Source organism: Stenotrophomonas maltophilia (genome assembly GCF_002799245.1).
GTDB classification, from domain to species: domain Bacteria; phylum Pseudomonadota; class Gammaproteobacteria; order Xanthomonadales; family Xanthomonadaceae; genus Stenotrophomonas; species Stenotrophomonas maltophilia_S.
On record NZ_NEQV01000004.1, the window covers coordinates 237,666 to 256,799 of the forward strand.

Sequence of the window (19,134 nt, forward strand, 5' to 3'; positions counted from 1 at the left end):
CGCGACTCCTTCAGTGGTAATCGACAATTTCAACCTCGGCGGGACCTTCCCTGGACCACATGAAGCACAAGCGGAACTGATCATTGATGCGGACGCTGTATTGGCCCAGCCGATTCCCAAGCAGCGACTCCAGCCTGTTCGCCGGCGGCAGGCGTAGATCCCGCAGATCGGCTGCCACATTGAGCATGGCCAGCTTGCGCAGCGCGGCGGCTTCAATGTGGCGCCATCTCGGCACGCGATGACCATCGAACAGTGCCTGCGTACGCTTGCAGGCAAACGATTGGATCGGCATATTGATAACGTGTGGCGATAGTATCGTAAGTCGTTAGTATCGGCTCCGCAAGTCGCGATGCGTAATTCCCCGGCACGACATTCAGCGACGCATTCAGTGCGATCCGGTGCTCGATGGTCTTTTGCACTACATTGGTGCAATGTCCGACCCCGCACCCCCGCCGTCCCTCGATGCCCTGGGCACGCCGCTGGCCTGGGCCGGGGCCGATGGCTGCATAGCCGGCTGCAATCCGGCCTTTGCCCGCTGGTTGGGCGTCAGCGTCCGGCGCCTGCTGGGTCGGCCGCTGGCCGCACTGGAAGTACAGGGCGAGGCGCTGGCCCATTTCCTGGCCCGCGATGAGCGCGACAGCCTGCGCCTGAACCGGCTGGCGCTGGCGGTGCCCGGCGAGGCCCCGCGCTTCGCCGAGGGCTGGATGAGCCGCCGCGACGATGGCGGCTGGCTGCTGGAGGCGCATCCGGTCGATGAATTCCCCGGGCTCGACCCGACCCAGGCCCTGCCCAGCGCGCTCAGTGCAGCGCTGAAGGGGCTGGCCCATGAGCTGCGCAACCCGCTGGCCGGGTTGAAGGGTGCCGCCCAGCTGCTGGCCCGCCGTGCCGCCCAGCGCGATGCCAGCGAACGCGAGCTGATCGAGCTGATCGGTTCGGAGATCGAACGCCTCAACGGCCTGCTCGACCAACTGCTGTCACCGGCCCCGGCCGCGCCGCATGCCGAACTGAACATCCATGCCGCGCTGGAACGCGTGCTGCGCCTGGCCGAGAACGAGGCGGGCTGGGCGGTACGGCTGCAGCGCGACTACGACCCCAGCATTCCCGAATTCCACGGCGACGCCGACCGCCTCACCCAGGCGGTGTGGAACCTGGTGCGCAACGCGATCCAGGCCGGCGCCGGCACCATCACCCTGCGCACCCGCGTCGAGCACGGTGTGCGCATCGCCGAGCAGCTGCACACGTTGGCGCTGCGCCTGGAGATCGCCGACGACGGCCGTGGTGTGCCCGAGGAGCTGGCCGAACACCTGTTCCTGCCGCTGGTCAGTGGCCGTGCCGAAGGCACCGGGCTGGGCCTGGCGCTGGCCCAGCAAGTAGCGCGCGAACATCGCGGCACGCTCACCTACCGCTCGCGCCCGGGCCATACCGTATTCACCCTGCTGCTGCCGATCGGCAACGGCGCCGCCCCGGCCGAGGAGGCCCCGCGCGATGTCTGAGTCCTCTTCCTCCCCGCAGCGCATCTGGGTGGTCGACGACGACCGTGCGGTGCGCTTCGTGCTGTGCACGGCGCTGCGCGAGGCGGGCTATCAGGTCGTCGATTTCGACAGTGCCGCCCCCGCCCTGCAGGCCCTGGGCGAGGGCCCGCCACCGGCGCTGCTGTTCACCGATGTGCGCATGCCCGGCGACGATGGCCTGGTGCTGCTCGACAAGCTCAAGGCCGCGCTGCCGCAGCTGCCGGTGGTGGTGATGTCGGCCTATACCGATGTGGCCAGCACTGCCGGCGCGTTCCGCGGTGGCGCGCATGAATTCCTGTCCAAGCCGTTCGACCTGGACGATGCCGTGGCGCTGGCACAGCGTGTGCTGCCAGCGGTGGCGCCCGCGCTGGCAGCTCCCAGTCCCGCAGCGGAAACCTCCAGCGACCAGCCGCCGCAACTGGTGGGTGATACCCCGCCGATGCGCGCGCTGTTCCGTGCCATCGGTCGCCTGGCGCAGGCGCCGCTGGCGGTGCTGATCACCGGCGAGACCGGTACCGGCAAGGAGCTGGTGGCCAATGCGCTGCATCGCGAATCGCCGCGCGCGCACGGTCCGTTCGTCGCGCTCAATACCGCCGCGATCCCCGCCGAGCTGCTGGAAAGCGAATTGTTCGGCCACGAGGCCGGCGCCTTCACCGGTGCGCAGCGCCGCCATATCGGCCGCTTCGAGCAGGCCAACAGCGGCACGCTGTTCCTCGATGAGATCGGCGACATGCCGCTGCCGCTGCAGACTCGCCTGCTGCGCGTGCTGGCGCAGGGCGAGTTCTTCCGCGTGGGGGGCCGTGAACTGATCCGCGTCGATGTGCGCGTGGTCGCCGCCACCCACCAGGATCTGGAAGGCCTGGTCGCGCAGGGGAAGTTCCGCGCCGATCTGCTGCACCGCCTGGACGTGGTGCGCCTGCAGCTGCCGCCGCTGCGCGAGCGCCGCGAGGACATCGCGCAACTGGCCAGTACCTTCCTGGCCGCCGCCGCACGCAGGCTGGACACGCCCCCGAAGCGTCTTACCGCCGCGGCCCTGCAGGCGCTGCGCGAGCACGACTGGCCGGGCAACGTGCGTGAACTGGAGAACGTGTGCTGGCGGATGGCGGCGCTGGCCGCCGCCGACACCATCGGCGTGGCCGACGTCGATACCGCGCTCAACCGCGCGCGAGGCCGCCGCGGCAGCGCCAGCAGTGCCGATCCCGGGCAATGGGAGGCGATGTTGTCGGAGTGGGCACGCCGGCAGCTCGGCGAGGGCGTGGAGGGGCTGCATGCGCAGGTGCGCGAGCGGGTCGACCATGCCCTGCTGGAAGCGGCGCTGCAGATCACCCATGGCCGTCGCGCCGAAGCCGCCGCTCGCCTGGGCCTTGGCCGCAATACCCTTACCCGCAAGCTGGGCGCCGGACGCCGCCGCGGGGGCCATTGAACGGCCCCTGCACGCGATCCTCGCGCCCGCTTGCCGAACCGTTGATCCGTCATGGACGATGCCGTCCTTAGTGTTATCTGCAAGGAGTCCTAGATGCGTCTGTCCTTTGCCATCCTGCCGTTGTCCGCCGCCGTGCTGCTGTCTGCCTGTGGCAGTGCGCCGAAGAAGGCCGAACCCACCCCGCCACCGCCGGTCGCGGTCAGTGCCGCCCGGCAGGCCGAGGCCAATCTGGCGCCAGCCTCGGCCAGCATCGTCAGTGGCCGCATCGCGCTGATGGTGGAGCCCGGCGGCATCCACATCACCGGCCTGGTCGGTGGCCTGCAGCCGATGCAGCAGGCCGGTTTCCACATCCACGAGCGTGGCGACTGCAGCGCGGTGGACGCCAGCAGTGCCGGCAATCACTTCAACCCCGGTGGCGCCGCGCATGGCCGTGCCGGCACCGGCAAGCATCACCTGGGCGACATGGACAATCTGCGTGCCGACGCCCAGGGCCGCGCCAACGTCGACATCCACCTCAAGGGCGTTACCCTTGGCGGAGGCGCCGCCACCGATATCGCCGGACGTGCACTGGTCGTGCATGCCAACGCCGACGACTATCGCAGCCAGCCCGCCGGCAATGCCGGCGTCCGCATCGCCTGTGGCGTGATCCGGGTCGTCCGCTGATCACTGCAGGCATCATCCAGGGAGAGAATCCAATGCGTCTGATCCACACTTCGCTGTTTGCGGCCATCGCCGCGCTGGGCCTGGCGGCCTGCGGCCAGCAGCCGGCCGCTCCGCAGGCTGAAACGCCGCCGGCAGCACCGGCTGACGGCGCCACCACCGAACCGGCCGCCGCGCCGGCACCGGCGGCTGCACCGGCGGGCGATGCCTCGGCCAGCGCCGAACTGGCACCGACCCAGGGCAACGAGGCCAAGGGCAGCGTCACCTTCAAGGTGGTCGACGGCAAGGTCCACGTCACTGGCCAGATCACCGGCCTGAAGCCGGGCAGCGAGCACGGCTTCCACATCCACGAAAAGGGCGACTGCAGCGCGCCGGACGGCATGAGTGCCGGCGGCCACTTCAACCCGGGCCACCAGGATCACGGCAACGTCGCCACCGATCCGCACCACGGCGGCGACATGCCCAACATCAAGGCCGACGACAAGGGCGTGGCCACCATCGACGGCCCGGTGTCGAGCAACGTCAACATCGGCAAGGGTGACGACTTCGACATCATCGGCCGCGGCCTGATCGTCCACGCCGATGCGGACGACTACAAGACCCAGCCGACCGGCAACGCCGGCGCGCGCCTGGCCTGTGCGGTGATCCAGAAGGCTCCGTAAGGGAGGTCCTGCTGGACATGGAAAACGCCGGCGCAGGCCGGCGTTTTTCCTTGCGTCGCTTCCTGTAGAGCCGAGCCCATGCTCGGCTGCGTTTCCGGCGCCCTGAGCCGAGCGTGGGCTCGGCTCTACAACACGCCGCGGCCCCCCTTCCCGTCAGCGTGCCAGCAGCTCGCGCGCGTCCTGGCCGGCCTCGCAGTGCACGAACAGCACCGGCACGCCGTGCGCTTCCAGCACCGCAGCCATCTGCCGCTGGCGCATCAGGAACTGCTCGTAGATGCCCTTCAGGCGGTCGCAGTCGTTCTTGCCGTGGTTGTAGTGCGCGCACCAGCCGGCCGGGTCGAACAGCGCCATGCGTGCCTCGCCATGGGTATAGCGCAGCAGCGGCTCGGGCGCGGCATTGAGCCACTCGTCCTCGCCCGGCGCCATGATCGCGGTCTCGATCAGCGGCCACAGCGCGGCCAGGCCCTGGTTGTCGTACTGCATCGACATCATCGCGGCCAGGTCGTTCACGGTGAAGTAGCGCGCATGCTCGACGCGGGCACCGAAGCTGTTCTGCGCCATCAGCGCAGTATCGGCATGCGCCATGCCGTTGGCCAGCAGCGTGTCTTCCAGCGCCTCGGACACGGCATGGGTGGTGGCCACATCACTCCCGGTCAGCAGGAATGGCACCACGCGCAGGCCGCCTCCCACCAGGGTCGCATCGGCCTGGAACGGCAGCGGCACATCACCTTCGGCATCGGTGCCGAACGCCAGCAGGCGCGGGCCCTGGTGGCGGCCCGGGGCACGCATCTGCAGTTCTTCCAGGCGGCGATGGATCGGCCAGCCCGGGCGCAGTACTTCGGCCGGGTCGAAATGCGCGGCGGCGAACACCAGGTCCAGCTCGGCCACCTGCGGCACCAGCTTGGACAGGTCGCGGCCGACGCGTTCGGCCAGTTCACCGGCTTGTTCAGCGCTGAGCACCGCCTGGCGGGGGATTTCACCGCCGGCCAGTTCCAGGGCCAGCACGCCAAGGGCATTCATCGCGGGGTCGGGTTTGCTCATGGTTCCACGGTTGGCCCATCACAGGGCGGCAGCTACACTTGCCTCCATTATGCCTGCTCCGTCGTGCAGGCCATGTTGCAGACACCCTCATCCATGCCAGGTATCTCCATGCCCAATGCTCGTCCCGTCGCCATCCTCGGTGGCGTCCGCATTCCGTTCTGCCGCCAGAACACCGCGTATTCGGATGTCGGCAACCTCGGCATGTCGGTCCGTACGCTGGGTGCGCTGGTCGAACGTTTCGGCCTGCACGGCCAGCAGCTGGGCGAAGTGGCGATGGGTGCGGTGATCAAGCACTCCAGCGACTGGAACCTGGGCCGTGAAGCCACGCTGTCCTCCGGCCTGTCGCCGCTGACCCCGGGCATCACCTTGCAGCGCGCCTGCGGCACGTCGCTGGACAGCATCATCACCGTTGCCAACAAGATCGCGCTGGGCCAGATCGAATCGGGCATCGGCGGCGGTTCGGACACCACCTCCGACGTGCCGATCGTCTATGGCAAGAAGCTGCGCGCGCGCCTGCTGGCCGCCAACCGTGCCAGGAGCACCGGCGACAAGATCCGCGCGCTCACTGCCGGCTTCAAGTTCTCCGAGCTCAAGCCCGAGTTCCCGGGCGTGGCCGAGCCGCGCACCGGCAAGAGCATGGGCGACCACTGCGAGGACATGGCCAAGGAGTGGAACATCTCGCGCGACTCGCAGGACGAGTGGGCGGTGTCGTCGCACAAGAAGCTGGCTGCAGCCTATGAGCGTGGCTTCTTCAACGACCTGATCGCACCGTTCCGTGGCGTCGAGCGTGACAACATCCTGCGCCCGGATACCTCGCTGGAGAAGCTGGCCACGCTGAAGCCGGCGTTCGACAAGGTCTCCGGCCGCGGCACGCTGACCGCCGCCAACTCCACCCCGCTGACCGACGGTGCTGCCGCGGTGCTGCTGGCCAGCGAGGAGTGGGCGCGTGCCCACGGCCACGAGCCGCAGGCCTATCTGCGTGATGCGCATGTCTCTGCGGTGGACTTCGTGCATGGCGAAGGCCTGCTGATGGCGCCGACCGTGGCTGTGCCGGAGATGCTCAAGCGCAATGGCCTGACCCTGCAGGACTTCGACATCTACGAGATCCACGAAGCCTTCGCTGCGCAGGTGCTGTGCACCCTGCGTGCGTGGGAGAGCGAGGATTACTGCCGCAACCGCCTGGGCCTGGATGCGCCGATGGGCCGCATCGACCCGGACAAGATCAACCTGCTGGGCTCGTCGCTGGCCACCGGGCACCCGTTCGCCGCCACCGGTGCACGCGTGATCGCCACCGCAGCCAAGCAGCTGGCCGAACGCGGCGGTGGCCGTGCGCTGGTGTCGATCTGCACCGCCGGCGGCATGGGCGTGGTAGCGATCGTCGAGCGCTGATCGCGCGGAATGCGCGCTGGACCTGCTTTGGTAGATGCCGACCTTGGTCGGCCGTGAAGCGGCATCGTTCGGACGATGCCCAGCGCCAACCGAGGTTGGCGACATTGCGCACATGAAAACGCCGCCCGATGGGCGGCGTTTTTGTTGTTGCTCCAGTGGGTGCCGACCGTTGGTCGGCACACTGCAGCAGCCATCACGGCAACCGCGGGTTGCCGAATTCGTCGCGCTCTTCGTTGGCGTCATATACCGGCGGCTGTGCGGCGGTGGGCTGCTCTTCCACCGTGGCACGCAGCGGCGCCTCGGTGCCCCGCACCAGTTCCCTGCTGTCCTCGCCGCGCTGCAGGCGCAGCGCATTGGCCAGGCACTGTGCCGCCAGCGCGTGTTCGCCACGCTGCGCGAACAGTTCGCCCAGTGCTTCCCACGCCGGTGCACCCGCGCCAGCGGCAATGGCCTCGTGCAGGAACGCATCGGCGGCATCCCATTGCTGCTGGCCCAGGGCCACGCGGCCCTGCGCCAGGCGCAGCGCGGTCGAGCCGTCGTGCACGTTGCGCCAGCGCGCCAGATTGGCCTGGCGCGTGGCCAGGCGCTCGGCCGGCAGGCGGCCATACAGCGCCACCAGTTCATCGTCCCAACGCTGGTCCAGTGCCTGCTCCAGTGCCAGCAGCGCCGGCTCATCCCAGTCCAGGGCCACGGCGCGGCTGGCGTAGGCGCCCACCACGTCCGGAGTGGGGCGCAGCGCCTTCGGCGTGGCTTCCCACTGCGCGGCCAGCGCGTTGACGTCGGCCGCTTCCAGCAGTGCCTGTGCGGCCAGGCGCGCTTCCAGTTCGCTGTTCGCGTCGGCCGGAAGCACCTTGCTCTGGCGCAGCGCACCCAGCTGGCCATACGCCTCGTGGGCGCGGCCGGCCTGTGCCAGCGCTTCGGTACGCAGCCACAGGCCGCGCGGCGGCAGCGGCTGGATTGCCGCTACGTCCAGTGCGTTGATCGCATCCACCGGCAGATCGCGCGCCAGCAGCTGTTCGGCGCGCAGCAGCGCCTGCAGGGTGGCATCACTTTCGCCCAGGCGCTGCAGCAGCGCCTCTCCGGCGGGGCCGTCGGCGCGTGCCTGCGCACTGCGCACGGCATTGGCCAGCGCCACCGCGCTCACTTCCGGGTCCTTGGCAGCACCGTCCAGCAGCTTCTCCGCACGCTGCCACTGCCCGTGCTCATAGGCCTGCAGGCCGTCGATCAGGCGCACCCGGCCCTGCTTGCGGCGGTAGCGGCCCCAGGCACGGAACGGCGCGGCGATCAGGCTCCACAGCAGCCACAGCACCAGCACCGTGATCACTGCCAGCAGCGCCACCTTCGGCAGATTGCTGTGGTAGTCGTAGCCGCCATAGCGCAGGGTCACCTCGCCAAAGCGGTTCAGGTCATCGGCGCCGAGCCATTGCGCGGCGACCACGCCGATGGCCACGGCCAGCAACAGCACGACCAGGGATTGCAGGGGTTTCATGCGGGTTTACCTCCGGTCGGTCTGGGTGCGCAGTTGTTGCAGGGTGCTGCCAAGAACAGCGTCGCTGGCCTGCAGCGGAAGTTCGCGCAAGGCCTTCAGTTCAGCACGTTGCGCGCGCAGGGCTGGTGAATCCGGCCAACGCCGCTGTGCCCAGTGCTCCACGCGGTCCAATGCGGTATTGCGGCCTGCGCGGTCGCCGCGCTCGATGGCGGCACGTGCCAATGTCAGTTCCAGCTGCAGCGCATCGTCGGCGTTGCGCTGTTCGGCGGCGGTCAGCGGGCCGTTCTGGCGGCTCGGGGTGATGTCCACGAACGGTGCCAGCGTGGCCTGCCACCAGGACTTGGCAGTGCTGCTGCCGGTCGCGCCGCTGACCTGCGAAGGCAGGCCCTGCAGTGCACGGGCCACAGCATCCAGGCGCTGCAGTGCCTGCACACGCGGGCCGCTGCCGAGCGCATCCAGTGCCTCGCGCTCCTGCACCAGCGCCTGGCGCAGGTTCAGGCCATCGGTATCGGGCAATTCAGCCAGTGCGGTGGCGGCCTGTGCATACAGACGGCGTGCGCCGTCCACATCGTCGGCGTAGTTCAAGCGCTGCGCGGCCTGGGTCAGCAGCAGCTCGGCCTCATCGCGCTGCACCGCCTGGCGGCCCTGGTTGGCGCTGTCGGCCAGCTTGGCCAGGTTTTCCTCCAGCAACGCGCTGCGCTGCGAGAGTCCCAGCATCTCGTCGCGCAGCACGCGGTTGGTGGTCGCTGCGTCCTGCAGGCGCTGGCTGGTCGCGCGCTGGTCACGGCGCAGCGCATCCAGCGTGGCCTCCAGCCCCTGCAGCTGTACGGCCGTGGTCTGTGCCTGGGCTTCCTGCTGGTGCTGTTGCTGCTGCCAGACGTACCAGCCGGCATAGCCGCCCGCGCCGAGCACGACCACAGCGGCCAGCGGCAGCAGCCAACGCACGGGTCGATGGGGTGGGGGAGCGGGCGGAGTGTCGTTCATCGGGCTTCCTTGTCGGCAGCGTCGCCGGTCGGGTGCCGGCAGGCCGCGTTGTGCACAGCATCACTGTTGCCGACCACAGCGGCAAGCGTGATCCACGTCCCTGTTCAGGTCGCTGCCGGGCCGGTGAGCGTGGCGTGTGCAGCGGCCACCAGCTGCACAGCGGTGGGGCCGGCGCTGCGCGTGATGCGCTGCAGGCCGAGCGCCTGCGCCTGTTCGCCGAGGCGGTCACTGGCGACCACCACGCGGGCGTGCGCCCGCAGGCGCTGCTGCCAGGCCGGCGCAAGCTGCTGCCAGAAATGCTGCAGTGCTTCGCCACTGCTCACCGCCAGCACCCACGGCTGCGCTGAATGCGCCAATCGAGCCAGCGCGCGCGGGGGCAGGCGCAGCAGGCGGCGCCGGTAGACGTCGGCACGCTCGATCGTGGCGCCCGCCACCTGCAGTTGCGCGGCGATCAGCCCGCGCCCGCCGGGCGCGGTCACCAGGCCGATGCGCAGGCCCTGCACGTCGGCCAGCGCCGGCAGCGCGAGCAGCCCCTCGCTGTCCATCCGCTGCGGCGCATGCACTTCGCCGGCGCCCAGCGCCTGCAGCGCACGCGCCGTGCCTTCGCCCACGGTCAGCCACGGGCTGCACTGCGCATCGGCCAGCGGCAGCAGTGCCGCCGCCGCGGCGACAGCAGCCGGGCTGGTGAACACCACCCGATCGCAGTTCAGCGCGCGTTGCAGCTGGCACACCACAGGCGTGCCATGCAGGCGCTGCAGGCGCCAGGGTGCCAAGGCCAGAACATCCCCGCCCAGCCCAGCAACGGCGCGGCGCAGCGCCGTATTCTGGCCCTGCGGGCGCAGCGAGATCAGGGTCCAGTGCGCGCCGGAACGGGTGGCGCCAGTGGGTATCGTATGGTCGACCATTGCCTGCATTATGCGGGCCCTTCGTTGTCGTGGTCGCTGCTCCGATGTCCGTTGATGCCCTGACTTCCTCGTTGGCCGCCCTGCAGGACGTGCTGGACTGCATGCCGGCGGTGCGCGCCATGCAGATCCGCCTCGATGGTTATGCCGACGGCGTGCTGCGCATCACCGCGCCGCTGGCCGCCAACGTCAACGACAAGGGCAACGCCTTCGGCGGCAGCCTGGCCTCGGTGCTGACCCTGTCCGGCTGGGCGCTGGTCAGCCTGCGCCTGCGCCTGGCCGGCCACGATGCCGAGGTCTATGTGGCCGACAGCAACCTGCGCTACCTGGCGCCGGTCTACGAAGACCTGCACGCCCACGCCGAAGCGGCCGAAGCCAGCGGCTGGGATGCCTTCCTGAATACCTTCCGGCAGCGCCGCAAGGCCCGCATCAGCATCATCGCCACCCAGCCCGGTGCCGATGGCAAGCCCGCCGCCGAGTTCAGCGGTCGCTTTGTTGCCTTCGCCAAAGGGTAGGATGGCAGGCTGACGTTCTGGGGAAACCACCGATGCGCCGCCTCATCCAGTTCCTGATGTGTTCCCTGCTGCTGGCCAGCGCCGTGGCCTCGGCCGACGACCTGAGCCGCAAGCAGCGCAAGCTGCTGGAAGAGACCCAGGTCGCCTATGGCGCCACCATCCGCTGGGGCAGCATGGACGATGCCATCGGCTACCTCGACCCCAAGCTGCGCAAGGAAAAGCCGCCGACCGAGTTCGAGCTCAACCGTTACGCGCAGCTGCGCGTGTCGTCCTACCGCGAGCGCAGCAGCGCCTCGCTGGACGGTGGCCTGGTCGAGCGCCGGGTCGAAATCGGGGTGATCAACCAGAACACCCAGGCCGAGCGCACCGTGGTCGTGGTCGAGCGCTGGCGCTGGGACCCCGGGGCCAAGCGCTGGTGGCAGACCGCCGGCCTGCCGGACCTGTGGAAGGGGCAGTGACGGGCCGCGTCCGGCTTGTGCGACAATCGGCGCCCGCTTAATCGACCCGTGACCTGAGTGAATTACGAAGAGTTGCTGGCCTTTGCAGGCCGAAACCCGATGCTGTCCGCGGCCCTGGTCGGCCTGACCGTGGCCATCATCGTCACCGAGATCCGCCGCCTGTTCCGGGGCTTCAAGGGCATCAAGCCCGCCGAACTGACCCAGCTGATCAACGCGGGCGGCACGGTGGTGGTCGACCTGTCGGCCAGCGGTGACTTCGAGAAGGGCCACATTGCCGGCAGCCGCAATGCCCAGGCCAGTGCCTTCGGCCCGGAAAACAAGCTGGTGGCCAATGCCAAACAGTCGCCGGTGGTGCTGGTGTGCCGCAGCGGCAACGCTTCGGAAACCGCCGCCAAGGCACTGAAGAAGGCCGGTTTCGAGAAGGTCTACGTGCTCGACGGCGGCATTCCCGCCTGGCAGCAGGCCGAACTGCCGCTGGTCAAGGGCCGCAACTGATTGTCGCAGGCGGCGGGTCCGGCCTTGTATGGGCCTGATCCCGCCCCCATCGCAGTAGTTCGACCATCGTTTTCATTGCATTCACCTGGAGTTACTGGAAATGTCCGAAGAGATCACCAACGGCGCCGCTGCGCCGGTCGATGCCGCTACCGGCCCCGCTTTCACCGTCGAGAAGATCTACGTCAAGGACGTCTCCTTCGAGTCGCCGAACGCCCCGACCATCTTCAACGACCAGGTGCAGCCGGAGCTGCAGCTGAACCTGAACCAGCAGGTGCAGCGCCTGGGTGAGAACGCCTTCGAAGTCGTGCTGGCCGTGACCCTGACCTGCCAGGCCGGTGAGCGCACCGCCTACGTGGCCGAAGTGAAGCAGGCCGGCGTGTTCGGCCTGGTCGGCCTGGACCCGCAGTCGATCGACGTGCTGCTCGGCACCCAGTGCCCGAACATCCTGTTCCCGTACGTGCGCCAGCTGATCAGCGACCTGATCCAGGCCGGCGGCTTCCCGCCGTTCTTCCTGCAGCCGATCAACTTCGAAGGCCTGTACGCAGAAACCCTGCGCCAGCGCCAGGAGCAGGGCGACGCACCGTCGCTGGCTGACTCCGAGCCGGCCGGCAACGCCTGATCCCTGCCGACGTCACGGATGAGCACTCCCGCTGACAAGATCGCCGTGCTCGGTGCCGGTTCCTGGGGAACCGCACTGGCCAGCCTGCTCGCACGGCACGGTCACCCGACCGTGCTGTGGGGGCGCGATGCCGCCGTGGTCGAGGCCATCGACCAGCGCCACGAGAACCCGCGTTACCTGCCGGGCATCCCGCTGCCGGACAGCCTGCGTGCCACCACCGACCTTGCGTCGGCCGTGGAAGGCGCCGCCTGGATCCTGGTGGTGACGCCGTCGCATGCATTCAGCGAAACCGTGCGTGCGCTGGCGCCGCTGCGTCCGGCCGGTGCCGGCGTGGCGTGGGCGACCAAGGGCTTTGAACCGGGTTCGGGCCGCTTCCTGCATGAAGTGGCGCGCGAAGTACTGGGTGAAGACGTGCCGCTGGCCGTCGTCACCGGGCCGTCGTTCGCCAAGGAAGTGACCCAGGGCCTGCCGACCGCGATCACCGTGCATGGCGACGTGCCCGAGTTCGCGCAGACGGTGGCTGAGGCGATGCATGGCCCGGCGTTCCGCGCCTACACCGGCGACGACATGGTCGGTGCCGAGCTGGGCGGTGCGATGAAGAACGTGCTGGCCGTGGCCACCGGCGTGGCCGACGGCATGCAGCTGGGCCTCAACGCCCGCGCTGGCCTGATCACCCGCGGCCTCAACGAGATGCTGCGCCTGGCCGCTGCGATCGGTGCCAAGCCGGAAACGCTGATGGGCCTGGCCGGCCTCGGCGATCTGGTGCTGACCTGCACCGGCGACCTGTCGCGCAACCGCCGCCTGGGCCTGGCCCTGGGCCGTGGCCAGACGCTGCAGGATGCCGTGCGCGAAATCGGCCAGGTGGTCGAGTCGGTGCAGACCGCCGACGAAGTGATGCGACAGGCGCGCCGTCATGGCATCGACCTGCCGATCTCCGACCGCGTGCGTGCCGTGCTGCATGGCGAGCAGACCCCGGAAGATGGCCTGCGCGCACTGCTGGCGCGGGAACAGAAACCGGAATATCCGGACACGCTGTTCAAGTAAACCGAAAACCCCGGCCCCGCGCCGGGGTTTTTTCATTTCACCATGACTCCAGCACCGAACTTTGCTGGACTACGCCGAAGCTCGATACAGCAGGTTTATCAATCACTTAGGTGAGTTCAACATATGCCGGTGCTTTCCGAAATCTGACCCAACTTCCCGGCTGGTGGCCCCTATAAGGCTCTTGGGAATCGGGTCTTTCCGAGGAGTCATCATGGCGAAGATCAAGCTCACCAAGTCCGCAGTCGATGCGGCACAACCCCAGGCGCAGGCCGTCGAACTCAGGGACACCCTGGTGCCCGGCTTCTTGTGCAAGATTACACCAGCGGGCCGCAAGGTGTTCATGCTCCAGTACCGGACGAACGCCGGGGAGCGCCGCAAGCCTGCCTTGGGCCTCTACGGGGAATTGACCGTTGAACAGGCCCGTTCGCTGGCGCAGGAATGGCTGGCCCAGGTGCGCCGGGGCGGCGACCCGGCCGCCGACAAGGCAGCGGCCCGATCTGCCCCTACCGTTGCGGAGTTGTGCAAGAAGTTCATGGAGGATCACTCCAAGCAGCGCAACAAGCCCAGCACGCAGGTCGGCTACCAGAAGTGCATCAATAACAACATCATCCCGATGCTGGGCCGCATGAAGGTGCAGGACGTGAAGCGCCCGGACGTGGCGACGATGATGAAAAAGATGGCCCACAAGCCGGCCGACGCAAACCGCACGTTCAGCGTGATGCGCAAGATGTTCAACCTGGCCGAAGTGTGGGGCTACCGGCCCGACGGCACCAACCCATGCCGCCACGTCCCGATGTACCCCAACGGCAAGGCCACCCACCTCATCAGCGACGAGGAAATGGGCAAGCTGTTCCGGTATCTCGAATATCTCGAAACCGATGGGCTGGGTCTGGATCATGCCGTCCTGCCACTGGCGATCCGGTTGCAATTCGAGTTCGCCGGTCGGCGCTCCGAGATTGTCTCGCTCCAATGGGATTGGGTCGATCTGGAGAACCGGCGCGTGGTCTGGCCGGACAGCAAGACCGGCGGCATGTCCAAGCCATTGAGCGAGGAAGCCTATCGGCTGCTGTCCACTGCGCCCCGCCAAGACGGATGCCCGTATGTGTTCCCGTCACCGAACCATCCGGGGCAGCACATGACCACGGGCGAGTATTACGGCGGCTGGACGCGCATCCTCAAGCGCGCCGGCGTGTCCCATGTGGGCACGCACGGCATCCGCCACCGCTCGGCGACCGACATTGCCAACTCGGGCATCCCCGTCAAGGTCGGCATGGCGCTGACGGCGCACAAGACCGTGGCGATGTTCATGCGCTACGTCCACACCGAGGACAAGCCGGTGCGCGAAGCGGCCGAACTGGTGGCGAGCCGGCGGCAGGCGATCACCGGCGCATCGCGTCCGGCAGAGGCGACGGCGTGACTGGCGATCATGTTCCTGCCTTGCACGCTCCGATTGTCGTGTCGCTGTCACGACAATCGGGCGTGCCGCCCCTTGTGGGGCGGCCTCACCATGCCATCTTGAAAAGTGTGCCCGTTACGGGTACAGTTTGGAGGTCGATATGACGCGCATCCTCAAGCGCAAGGACTTTGCGCGATGGCAGTTGGGCGAGAAGCTGCCCGATGCCGCCTTGTGCAAGGCGGTTCAAGAGATGGAAAGCGGTCTGATCGACGCGGACTTGGGCGGCTTCCTCTACAAGAAGCGGGTAGCCCGCCCTGGTGGTGGCAAGAGCGGCGGCTATCGCACGCTGGTGTCGGCCAAGATCGGCAGCCGCTATGTGTTCCTGCATGGGTTCCCCAAGAGCGACAAGGCGAACATCACGCAGGACGAGAAGAAGGCGCTGCAATTTGCCGGCAAGGTGTTCTTGGAACTGTCCGCCGAAGCCTTGTCGAAGGCGTTGCAGTCGGGTGTTTTACTGGAGGTGCATTGTGAGCAAGATCATTGAATCGCTGCGCGGCGACCTGGCGGCGCTCCAAGAAGTCGGAGCGATCAGCAAGGTGACGATGCGCGAGTTCGACGCGATTTGCCCGCCGCCGGTGCGGGAGTTCGGCGCTGCTGACATCAAGCGCCTGCGTGAAGGTTTGAAGTTCAGCCAGCCGGTGTTCGCGCTACACCTGCATACCTCGGCCTCGACCGTGCGCAAGTGGGAGCAAGGCGAGACTCGCCCGGCCGGCCCGGCGCTCAAGCTGCTCAACGTCATTGCCGACAAGGGCTTGCAGGCCATCATTTGATGCCTGCTATACGCCATCCAAGTGAGTCTTGCGCCCCTGCTCGACCTTATTGCTCAGGCCAATCTTCCGGGACAAGCGCAGGTGGCTTAGTCCACGGCTGTTCAATTAAGGCGGCCTGGAACCAGTCATCTCGAAGGTTCGCGTGTTCTGTGATGATCAGTTGGAAGCCCGGGACTTCTTCCTGAGTGAATTTCAGTAATAGCTCGAACAGCCGGCGGACTGCATTGAGATCTGCATCCGCTTCGGTCTTCTGCACCGATCCGTCGGCTTCCTTGTAGACCTGCTCAGAAGGAAAATAGACTTGAGTCGGCTGGTCGATCAGCAGGAACTGCGGAATTGGGCGATTGTTCTTGGCGGCAAACCGATGCAAAGCCAACAAAGCTGACAGGTGATATGCCAAATGGTTTTCACCGCCGCCTGTCCGGCTCATCGGAACCGGGCGATCTGGCCGATCAAAGATGATCGTCATCTGGCTGAGATCTAGTCGTGCAGGATACGGGCCGAACTCGGCGTTGAATGCCTGAGTGTATTGGCTCAACTGCGCAGAGATGTTGTTCAGTATTGATGCCAAGCGCTCGTTGCTGTCATCGGCCCCGATTTGACCCTCAAGTTGCTCCACTTTGAACTTAAGACGGCGATTTTCTGCTTCTAGCCGAACAAGATCTTCGTTCGGGAGCAGAGTTTCCAAGAAAAGACTGATCCGCCCAACGACACGCGCGGCTGCATTATTGCGAGTACCCATCTGGGCAATGACTTCATTCGCAGAGATCGCGGCCGAAAGCTCTGCTTCCTTCTGTCTGACGGCACTCGCAATTTCATCCACTTTGCCAGTCAGTTCAGCCAGATAGGCTTCGAGCTTTGGGCGCTGGCCTGTGGCAATGCGCAACTCCTTATCGAGCGACGACAACTCGCCAAGCAGAACAGCGGCAATTGGGGATTCAAGCGCAAGATTTTGTTCGCTGAACGGCCATTGCCATTCGCCCGTTTCTGGGTTCTTTGGCAGTGCCTTGATTGACGCAAGTCGATCAAGCTGTTCAACGGCCTCGCTTTCGTAGCCACCAGCTCTCTTGGCGAATTGTCGCGCTGAGTCGATCCGAGTTTGAACATCGCGGCGATCTTTGCGCAACTGACTAAGTTCGTCTTCGAGTCGAGAAATCCTGCTCCCGTCGTCGTCGTCAGGAAGGGATTCTGGCTTCCACAACAGAGACAACCTCAACTCTTCTATGATTCCGTCCGCACTGGGGTTCCTCTCAGTTTTGCCGATAATGCCGACTGTCTTGGCTTCGGAGTAGAGGCCGACGGCTTTCTCGTGAGACGTGTCAACCGCCACACGTGCTTGTTCTAGCTGCTTCGTATTGATCCGCAATTCCCGCTGCGCCACGCGCAGCTTGGATTCCAACTCGTAGCGATCATGAGAGGAAACGCCAAGCAGAATAGGGAGAGTGTCTCGGATAGCCTGAGGTTGGAACTGCTCGTTCTGTCGATAGAAAAGCTGATCCTTGTTGGCGACAAGTCCTTGCTTCTGGAAAAGATAATAAAACGTGTGCTTGACGTTCGCATCGAAACTTTCCCTGCTATGTTCGAGAGCGACATCAGTTCGGTTTTCAGGGATTCCGAGCAGCCGAGACAACAACTCGACGATGGCATCATCGTCGGTGTTGACCGCCAGTTCATTGAATTCCGGCACTTGCAACTGTCCTCCACGACGGAGCATCACAGTGCTGCAACTGGCGGCCCCGGCGGCTGGCGTCGGCTTCGCTACAAGAACCTGTTCGTTTGCGAACTGGTAGATCACGGCGAACCAAGCCACTTTGTCGCGGATGATTCCTTCGGGGACGTTGAACGAGGATCGTCCCATGCAGTACTCAATGATTTCGGAGAGCGCGGACTTGCCAGTTGAAGATCGGCCGGTAATGACGTTGAGTCCGTCCACTCTGAATTGAAGGTCCCGGCGTTGGCCGTCGTGGCTGTAGATATGAATGGAACTGATCTTCATGGGCGAATTCCGAAAGTCGTGTAAACAGTCACTCGGTCAGCGATGCGTGCAAATTCTCTCCCGACGATACGCGCCACTCGTTGGCAGGAGACGGTCTCGTCAGTTCCTTTGATGGTCTTACGCACTTTGTCGGGTACAGTCTGAATGCGCCCATCCTCAGCGACAATGAGGCAACCTCGTTCCATCAACAGGCCGAACCCTTCGAGGGCGTAGGGCAACATCTGGGCTGCTCGATCAGGGAAACCAACCATAATTTGCTGATTTTTTTCCGCAGTCTTCAGCAGATAGCTGCGCGAACTGCCGGCGATGACCTCGCGTGAATCCTTGTGAAGACACAGAGGAAGCACTAGCAACGACAGCGAGAATGGCATTCCTCTCGTATCTTCTTCTTCATAACCCTGCAAGGCGCGAAACAGGACAAGGCCGCAAAAGGCCGGATTAAAAAGATTTCGTATTTCAATAGGGCGTCGATCCCAGCGTTTCACTTGGCTACCTCCAACAACGTGCCGAGGCGTTCAATGAATCGCGGGTGCCAATAGACCTTTGGCTCTGGCCTTGAATCCGCCAGTATGTGGAAACTGCCACGCACTACGTAGGACTCGGTCACACGCGCACGAATGCGGAGAGATTCGATTTTTCCGGTCTCGAATTCTGCCCAGTTGTAGAGTGTTTTTCCAGCTTGCAGCAGTGCATCCTCGGCGCTGTCATCGTCCAATGCCTCGAAGGCAACGTCGCGGTAGCGACCCCACTCGTCGGCAAGGCGATCTTCATACTCCTCGACTTCGCCAGATATCAGCAGGTTCTCACGTGCCCAGGCGGATCGCTGCTCAAATGCCCTGTAGTAGTCCAAAATCGCACTTCTGATCCGATTCGAGGAGATGCCGATCTCACGTAGCTGCGCCACGAACAATCGCGGATCGTTATCGGTGTCGATGTCGCCAGCAGGTACTTTCCCGCGGAAGGTAATGGGGAGGTTGTCCGACTTGTATTCCTCTGTAAAAGCAGACAACTTGTCCGAAACCTCATATCCGAAGATTCCTTCCTCTTTGCTGCCAATTAATTGTTTGATGACTGCGTCGTTCCACCAACCTTCAAGTCGCTCAAAAACAAAATCTCGATGCTCGCGTCGGACGCTTCGCATGTGCTTGTCCTTGATGGACGCTGGAATGTCCTCAATGCGCGGACTGCCATCAAGGATCAAAATGCGCTCAAGGAAATCTTGCTTCTCGGCGTCGTTCAGTTCGTGAAATTCCTTGGCGATTTCGCCAATGAGGGCGGATTTTGACTTGCCAATGGCTACTTCTGCCAACTCGGACAATGAAGTCGGATCAGCCACTGCACCGGATTGGGTCGGCTGGAATCTCTTGAGAAACGAGTCGTCCGAAACCGTGCCTGTTGTGAACAGGAAGAATCGGAGGTTGGACACACTACGACCGTCACGCTTATACCGTGCGAGCCAGATACGAACTGACTTCCAGAAGTCCGTGGAGAGATCAGTGAGGCGATCACCGATGGCTTTGTGCTTGAGAGAGGCCAACGACTTGCCCCCTTCGCCGTTCAGGAAGTCTAGGTCGTCATCCTTCTCGAAGAAGACGGCAGTGTCCTCGGGTAGCTGCAACAAGTGAAGCAGGGCAAGGCGCGCTTGGTAGATGTATCCCAAGCCCTGCTCTCCGGCGGAGTACTTGTCTGTAGTGGCCTTCGCCATGCCCAGCTCCTTTTA

The 19,134-nt window shown here is 65.4% G+C and carries 21 protein-coding genes; 13 read left to right on the plus strand and 8 right to left on the minus strand.

Translation table 11 applies throughout. The features are described from left to right. Positions 1-10: 10 nt before the first annotated feature. Complete coding sequence (locus tag B9Y64_RS13345; RefSeq protein ID WP_100441124.1) at positions 11-292, minus strand: type II toxin-antitoxin system RelE/ParE family toxin; 282 nt, start codon at positions 290-292, stop codon at positions 11-13. Positions 293-431: 139 nt separating this feature from the next. Between B9Y64_RS13345 and B9Y64_RS13350 the strand changes: the two genes are divergently transcribed. From B9Y64_RS13350 to B9Y64_RS13365, 4 genes are all read left to right on the plus strand, one after another. Then, on the plus strand, positions 432-1,493 hold the full coding sequence (locus B9Y64_RS13350; protein ID WP_100441125.1) for a two-component system sensor histidine kinase NtrB: 1,062 nt from the start codon (positions 432-434) through the stop codon (positions 1,491-1,493). Next, a complete protein-coding gene (ntrC, locus tag B9Y64_RS13355; RefSeq protein WP_100441126.1) occupies positions 1,486-2,934 on the plus strand; it encodes a nitrogen regulation protein NR(I) in 1,449 nt (482 codons plus the stop codon). Before B9Y64_RS13350 ends, ntrC begins: the two co-directional genes overlap by 8 nt. Positions 2,935-3,027: 93 nt before the next feature. Then, a complete protein-coding gene (locus B9Y64_RS13360; RefSeq protein ID WP_100441127.1) occupies positions 3,028-3,597 on the plus strand; it encodes a superoxide dismutase family protein in 570 nt (189 codons plus the stop codon). 32 nt (positions 3,598-3,629) lie between these two features. Next, positions 3,630-4,256, plus strand: coding sequence for a superoxide dismutase family protein (locus B9Y64_RS13365; protein WP_100441128.1), 627 nt, complete (start codon positions 3,630-3,632; stop codon positions 4,254-4,256). Between the two features lie 153 nt (positions 4,257-4,409). On the opposite strand, the gene B9Y64_RS13370 is transcribed toward B9Y64_RS13365, so the two are convergent. After that, positions 4,410-5,297 carry a hypothetical protein gene (locus B9Y64_RS13370; RefSeq protein ID WP_100441129.1) on the minus strand — a complete coding sequence of 296 codons (888 nt, stop codon included), beginning with the start codon at positions 5,295-5,297 and terminating at the stop codon, positions 4,410-4,412. Positions 5,298-5,390: 93 nt separating this feature from the next. Between B9Y64_RS13370 and B9Y64_RS13375 the strand changes: the two genes are divergently transcribed. Beyond that, complete coding sequence (locus B9Y64_RS13375; RefSeq protein WP_087944214.1) at positions 5,391-6,686, plus strand: acetyl-CoA C-acetyltransferase; 1,296 nt, start codon at positions 5,391-5,393, stop codon at positions 6,684-6,686. 193 nt (positions 6,687-6,879) lie between these two features. On the opposite strand, the gene B9Y64_RS13380 is transcribed toward B9Y64_RS13375, so the two are convergent. From B9Y64_RS13380 to B9Y64_RS13390, 3 genes are all read right to left on the minus strand, one after another. Further along, positions 6,880-8,175, minus strand: a complete 1,296-nt coding sequence (locus B9Y64_RS13380; RefSeq protein WP_100441130.1) for a heme biosynthesis HemY N-terminal domain-containing protein — start codon at positions 8,173-8,175, stop codon at positions 6,880-6,882. 6 nt (positions 8,176-8,181) lie between these two features. Continuing rightward, a complete protein-coding gene (locus tag B9Y64_RS13385) occupies positions 8,182-9,159 on the minus strand; it encodes a uroporphyrinogen-III C-methyltransferase (protein WP_100441131.1) in 978 nt (325 codons plus the stop codon). 104 nt (positions 9,160-9,263) lie between these two features. Then, positions 9,264-10,073, minus strand: coding sequence for a uroporphyrinogen-III synthase (locus tag B9Y64_RS13390; RefSeq protein WP_100441132.1), 810 nt, complete (start codon positions 10,071-10,073; stop codon positions 9,264-9,266). Positions 10,074-10,108: 35 nt separating this feature from the next. Between B9Y64_RS13390 and B9Y64_RS13395 the strand changes: the two genes are divergently transcribed. From B9Y64_RS13395 to B9Y64_RS13430, 8 genes are all read left to right on the plus strand, one after another. Beyond that, on the plus strand, positions 10,109-10,576 hold the full coding sequence (locus B9Y64_RS13395; protein WP_100441133.1) for a YiiD C-terminal domain-containing protein: 468 nt from the start codon (positions 10,109-10,111) through the stop codon (positions 10,574-10,576). 32 nt (positions 10,577-10,608) lie between these two features. Then, on the plus strand, positions 10,609-11,034 hold the full coding sequence (locus tag B9Y64_RS13400) for a hypothetical protein (protein WP_100441134.1): 426 nt from the start codon (positions 10,609-10,611) through the stop codon (positions 11,032-11,034). Positions 11,035-11,091: 57 nt separating this feature from the next. After that, complete coding sequence (locus tag B9Y64_RS13405) at positions 11,092-11,529, plus strand: rhodanese-like domain-containing protein (protein ID WP_049416566.1); 438 nt, start codon at positions 11,092-11,094, stop codon at positions 11,527-11,529. Positions 11,530-11,629: 100 nt separating this feature from the next. Beyond that, positions 11,630-12,148 carry a protein-export chaperone SecB gene (gene secB, locus B9Y64_RS13410; RefSeq protein WP_005407596.1) on the plus strand — a complete coding sequence of 173 codons (519 nt, stop codon included), beginning with the start codon at positions 11,630-11,632 and terminating at the stop codon, positions 12,146-12,148. An 18-nt stretch (positions 12,149-12,166) separates the two neighbouring features. Next, a complete protein-coding gene (locus B9Y64_RS13415; RefSeq protein WP_100441135.1) occupies positions 12,167-13,192 on the plus strand; it encodes an NAD(P)H-dependent glycerol-3-phosphate dehydrogenase in 1,026 nt (341 codons plus the stop codon). Positions 13,193-13,403: 211 nt separating this feature from the next. Beyond that, positions 13,404-14,609 (plus strand): tyrosine-type recombinase/integrase, encoded by a 1,206-nt coding sequence (locus B9Y64_RS13420; protein WP_100441136.1) that lies wholly within the window; start codon positions 13,404-13,406, stop codon positions 14,607-14,609. Between the two features lie 139 nt (positions 14,610-14,748). After that, positions 14,749-15,132, plus strand: a complete 384-nt coding sequence (locus B9Y64_RS13425) for a type II toxin-antitoxin system RelE/ParE family toxin (protein ID WP_100441137.1) — start codon at positions 14,749-14,751, stop codon at positions 15,130-15,132. Beyond that, positions 15,116-15,418 carry a helix-turn-helix domain-containing protein gene (locus B9Y64_RS13430; RefSeq protein ID WP_100441138.1) on the plus strand — a complete coding sequence of 101 codons (303 nt, stop codon included), beginning with the start codon at positions 15,116-15,118 and terminating at the stop codon, positions 15,416-15,418. The genes B9Y64_RS13425 and B9Y64_RS13430 overlap by 17 nt, the downstream gene beginning before the upstream one ends. Before the next feature lie 46 nt (positions 15,419-15,464). On the opposite strand, the gene B9Y64_RS13435 is transcribed toward B9Y64_RS13430, so the two are convergent. Genes B9Y64_RS13435 through B9Y64_RS13445 form a run of 3 tightly spaced genes read right to left on the minus strand, consistent with a single transcriptional unit; the run spans position 15,465 to position 19,119 of the window. Next, positions 15,465-17,414 (minus strand): DUF3732 domain-containing protein, encoded by a 1,950-nt coding sequence (locus B9Y64_RS13435; RefSeq protein WP_100441139.1) that lies wholly within the window; start codon positions 17,412-17,414, stop codon positions 15,465-15,467. Next, positions 17,411-17,899, minus strand: coding sequence for a three component ABC system middle component (locus B9Y64_RS13440; RefSeq protein WP_100441140.1), 489 nt, complete (start codon positions 17,897-17,899; stop codon positions 17,411-17,413). The genes B9Y64_RS13435 and B9Y64_RS13440 overlap by 4 nt, the downstream gene beginning before the upstream one ends. Beyond that, a complete protein-coding gene (locus tag B9Y64_RS13445) occupies positions 17,896-19,119 on the minus strand; it encodes an ABC-three component system protein (RefSeq protein ID WP_100441141.1) in 1,224 nt (407 codons plus the stop codon). Before B9Y64_RS13445 ends, B9Y64_RS13440 begins: the two co-directional genes overlap by 4 nt. Positions 19,120-19,134: the final 15 nt, after the last annotated feature.

What these genes read in the sequence shown, in the direction of transcription:
- B9Y64_RS13345 (WP_100441124.1), bottom strand. Translation starts at nt 292, where the DNA reads ATGCCGATCCAATCGTTTGCCTGCAAGCGTACGCAGGCACTGTTCGAT.
- B9Y64_RS13350 (WP_100441125.1), top strand. Translation starts at nt 432, where the DNA reads ATGTCCGACCCCGCACCCCCGCCGTCCCTCGATGCCCTGGGCACGCCG.
- ntrC (WP_100441126.1), top strand. Translation starts at nt 1,486, where the DNA reads ATGTCTGAGTCCTCTTCCTCCCCGCAGCGCATCTGGGTGGTCGACGAC.
- B9Y64_RS13360 (WP_100441127.1), top strand. Translation starts at nt 3,028, where the DNA reads ATGCGTCTGTCCTTTGCCATCCTGCCGTTGTCCGCCGCCGTGCTGCTG.
- B9Y64_RS13365 (WP_100441128.1), top strand. Translation starts at nt 3,630, where the DNA reads ATGCGTCTGATCCACACTTCGCTGTTTGCGGCCATCGCCGCGCTGGGC.
- B9Y64_RS13370 (WP_100441129.1), bottom strand. Translation starts at nt 5,297, where the DNA reads ATGAGCAAACCCGACCCCGCGATGAATGCCCTTGGCGTGCTGGCCCTG.
- B9Y64_RS13375 (WP_087944214.1), top strand. Translation starts at nt 5,391, where the DNA reads ATGCCAGGTATCTCCATGCCCAATGCTCGTCCCGTCGCCATCCTCGGT.
- B9Y64_RS13380 (WP_100441130.1), bottom strand. Translation starts at nt 8,175, where the DNA reads ATGAAACCCCTGCAATCCCTGGTCGTGCTGTTGCTGGCCGTGGCCATC.
- B9Y64_RS13385 (WP_100441131.1), bottom strand. Translation starts at nt 9,159, where the DNA reads ATGAACGACACTCCGCCCGCTCCCCCACCCCATCGACCCGTGCGTTGG.
- B9Y64_RS13390 (WP_100441132.1), bottom strand. Translation starts at nt 10,073, where the DNA reads ATGCAGGCAATGGTCGACCATACGATACCCACTGGCGCCACCCGTTCC.
- B9Y64_RS13395 (WP_100441133.1), top strand. Translation starts at nt 10,109, where the DNA reads ATGTCCGTTGATGCCCTGACTTCCTCGTTGGCCGCCCTGCAGGACGTG.
- B9Y64_RS13400 (WP_100441134.1), top strand. Translation starts at nt 10,609, where the DNA reads ATGCGCCGCCTCATCCAGTTCCTGATGTGTTCCCTGCTGCTGGCCAGC.
- secB (WP_005407596.1), top strand. Translation starts at nt 11,630, where the DNA reads ATGTCCGAAGAGATCACCAACGGCGCCGCTGCGCCGGTCGATGCCGCT.
- B9Y64_RS13415 (WP_100441135.1), top strand. Translation starts at nt 12,167, where the DNA reads ATGAGCACTCCCGCTGACAAGATCGCCGTGCTCGGTGCCGGTTCCTGG.
- B9Y64_RS13420 (WP_100441136.1), top strand. Translation starts at nt 13,404, where the DNA reads ATGGCGAAGATCAAGCTCACCAAGTCCGCAGTCGATGCGGCACAACCC.
- B9Y64_RS13425 (WP_100441137.1), top strand. Translation starts at nt 14,749, where the DNA reads ATGACGCGCATCCTCAAGCGCAAGGACTTTGCGCGATGGCAGTTGGGC.
- B9Y64_RS13435 (WP_100441139.1), bottom strand. Translation starts at nt 17,414, where the DNA reads ATGAAGATCAGTTCCATTCATATCTACAGCCACGACGGCCAACGCCGG.
- B9Y64_RS13445 (WP_100441141.1), bottom strand. Translation starts at nt 19,119, where the DNA reads ATGGCGAAGGCCACTACAGACAAGTACTCCGCCGGAGAGCAGGGCTTG.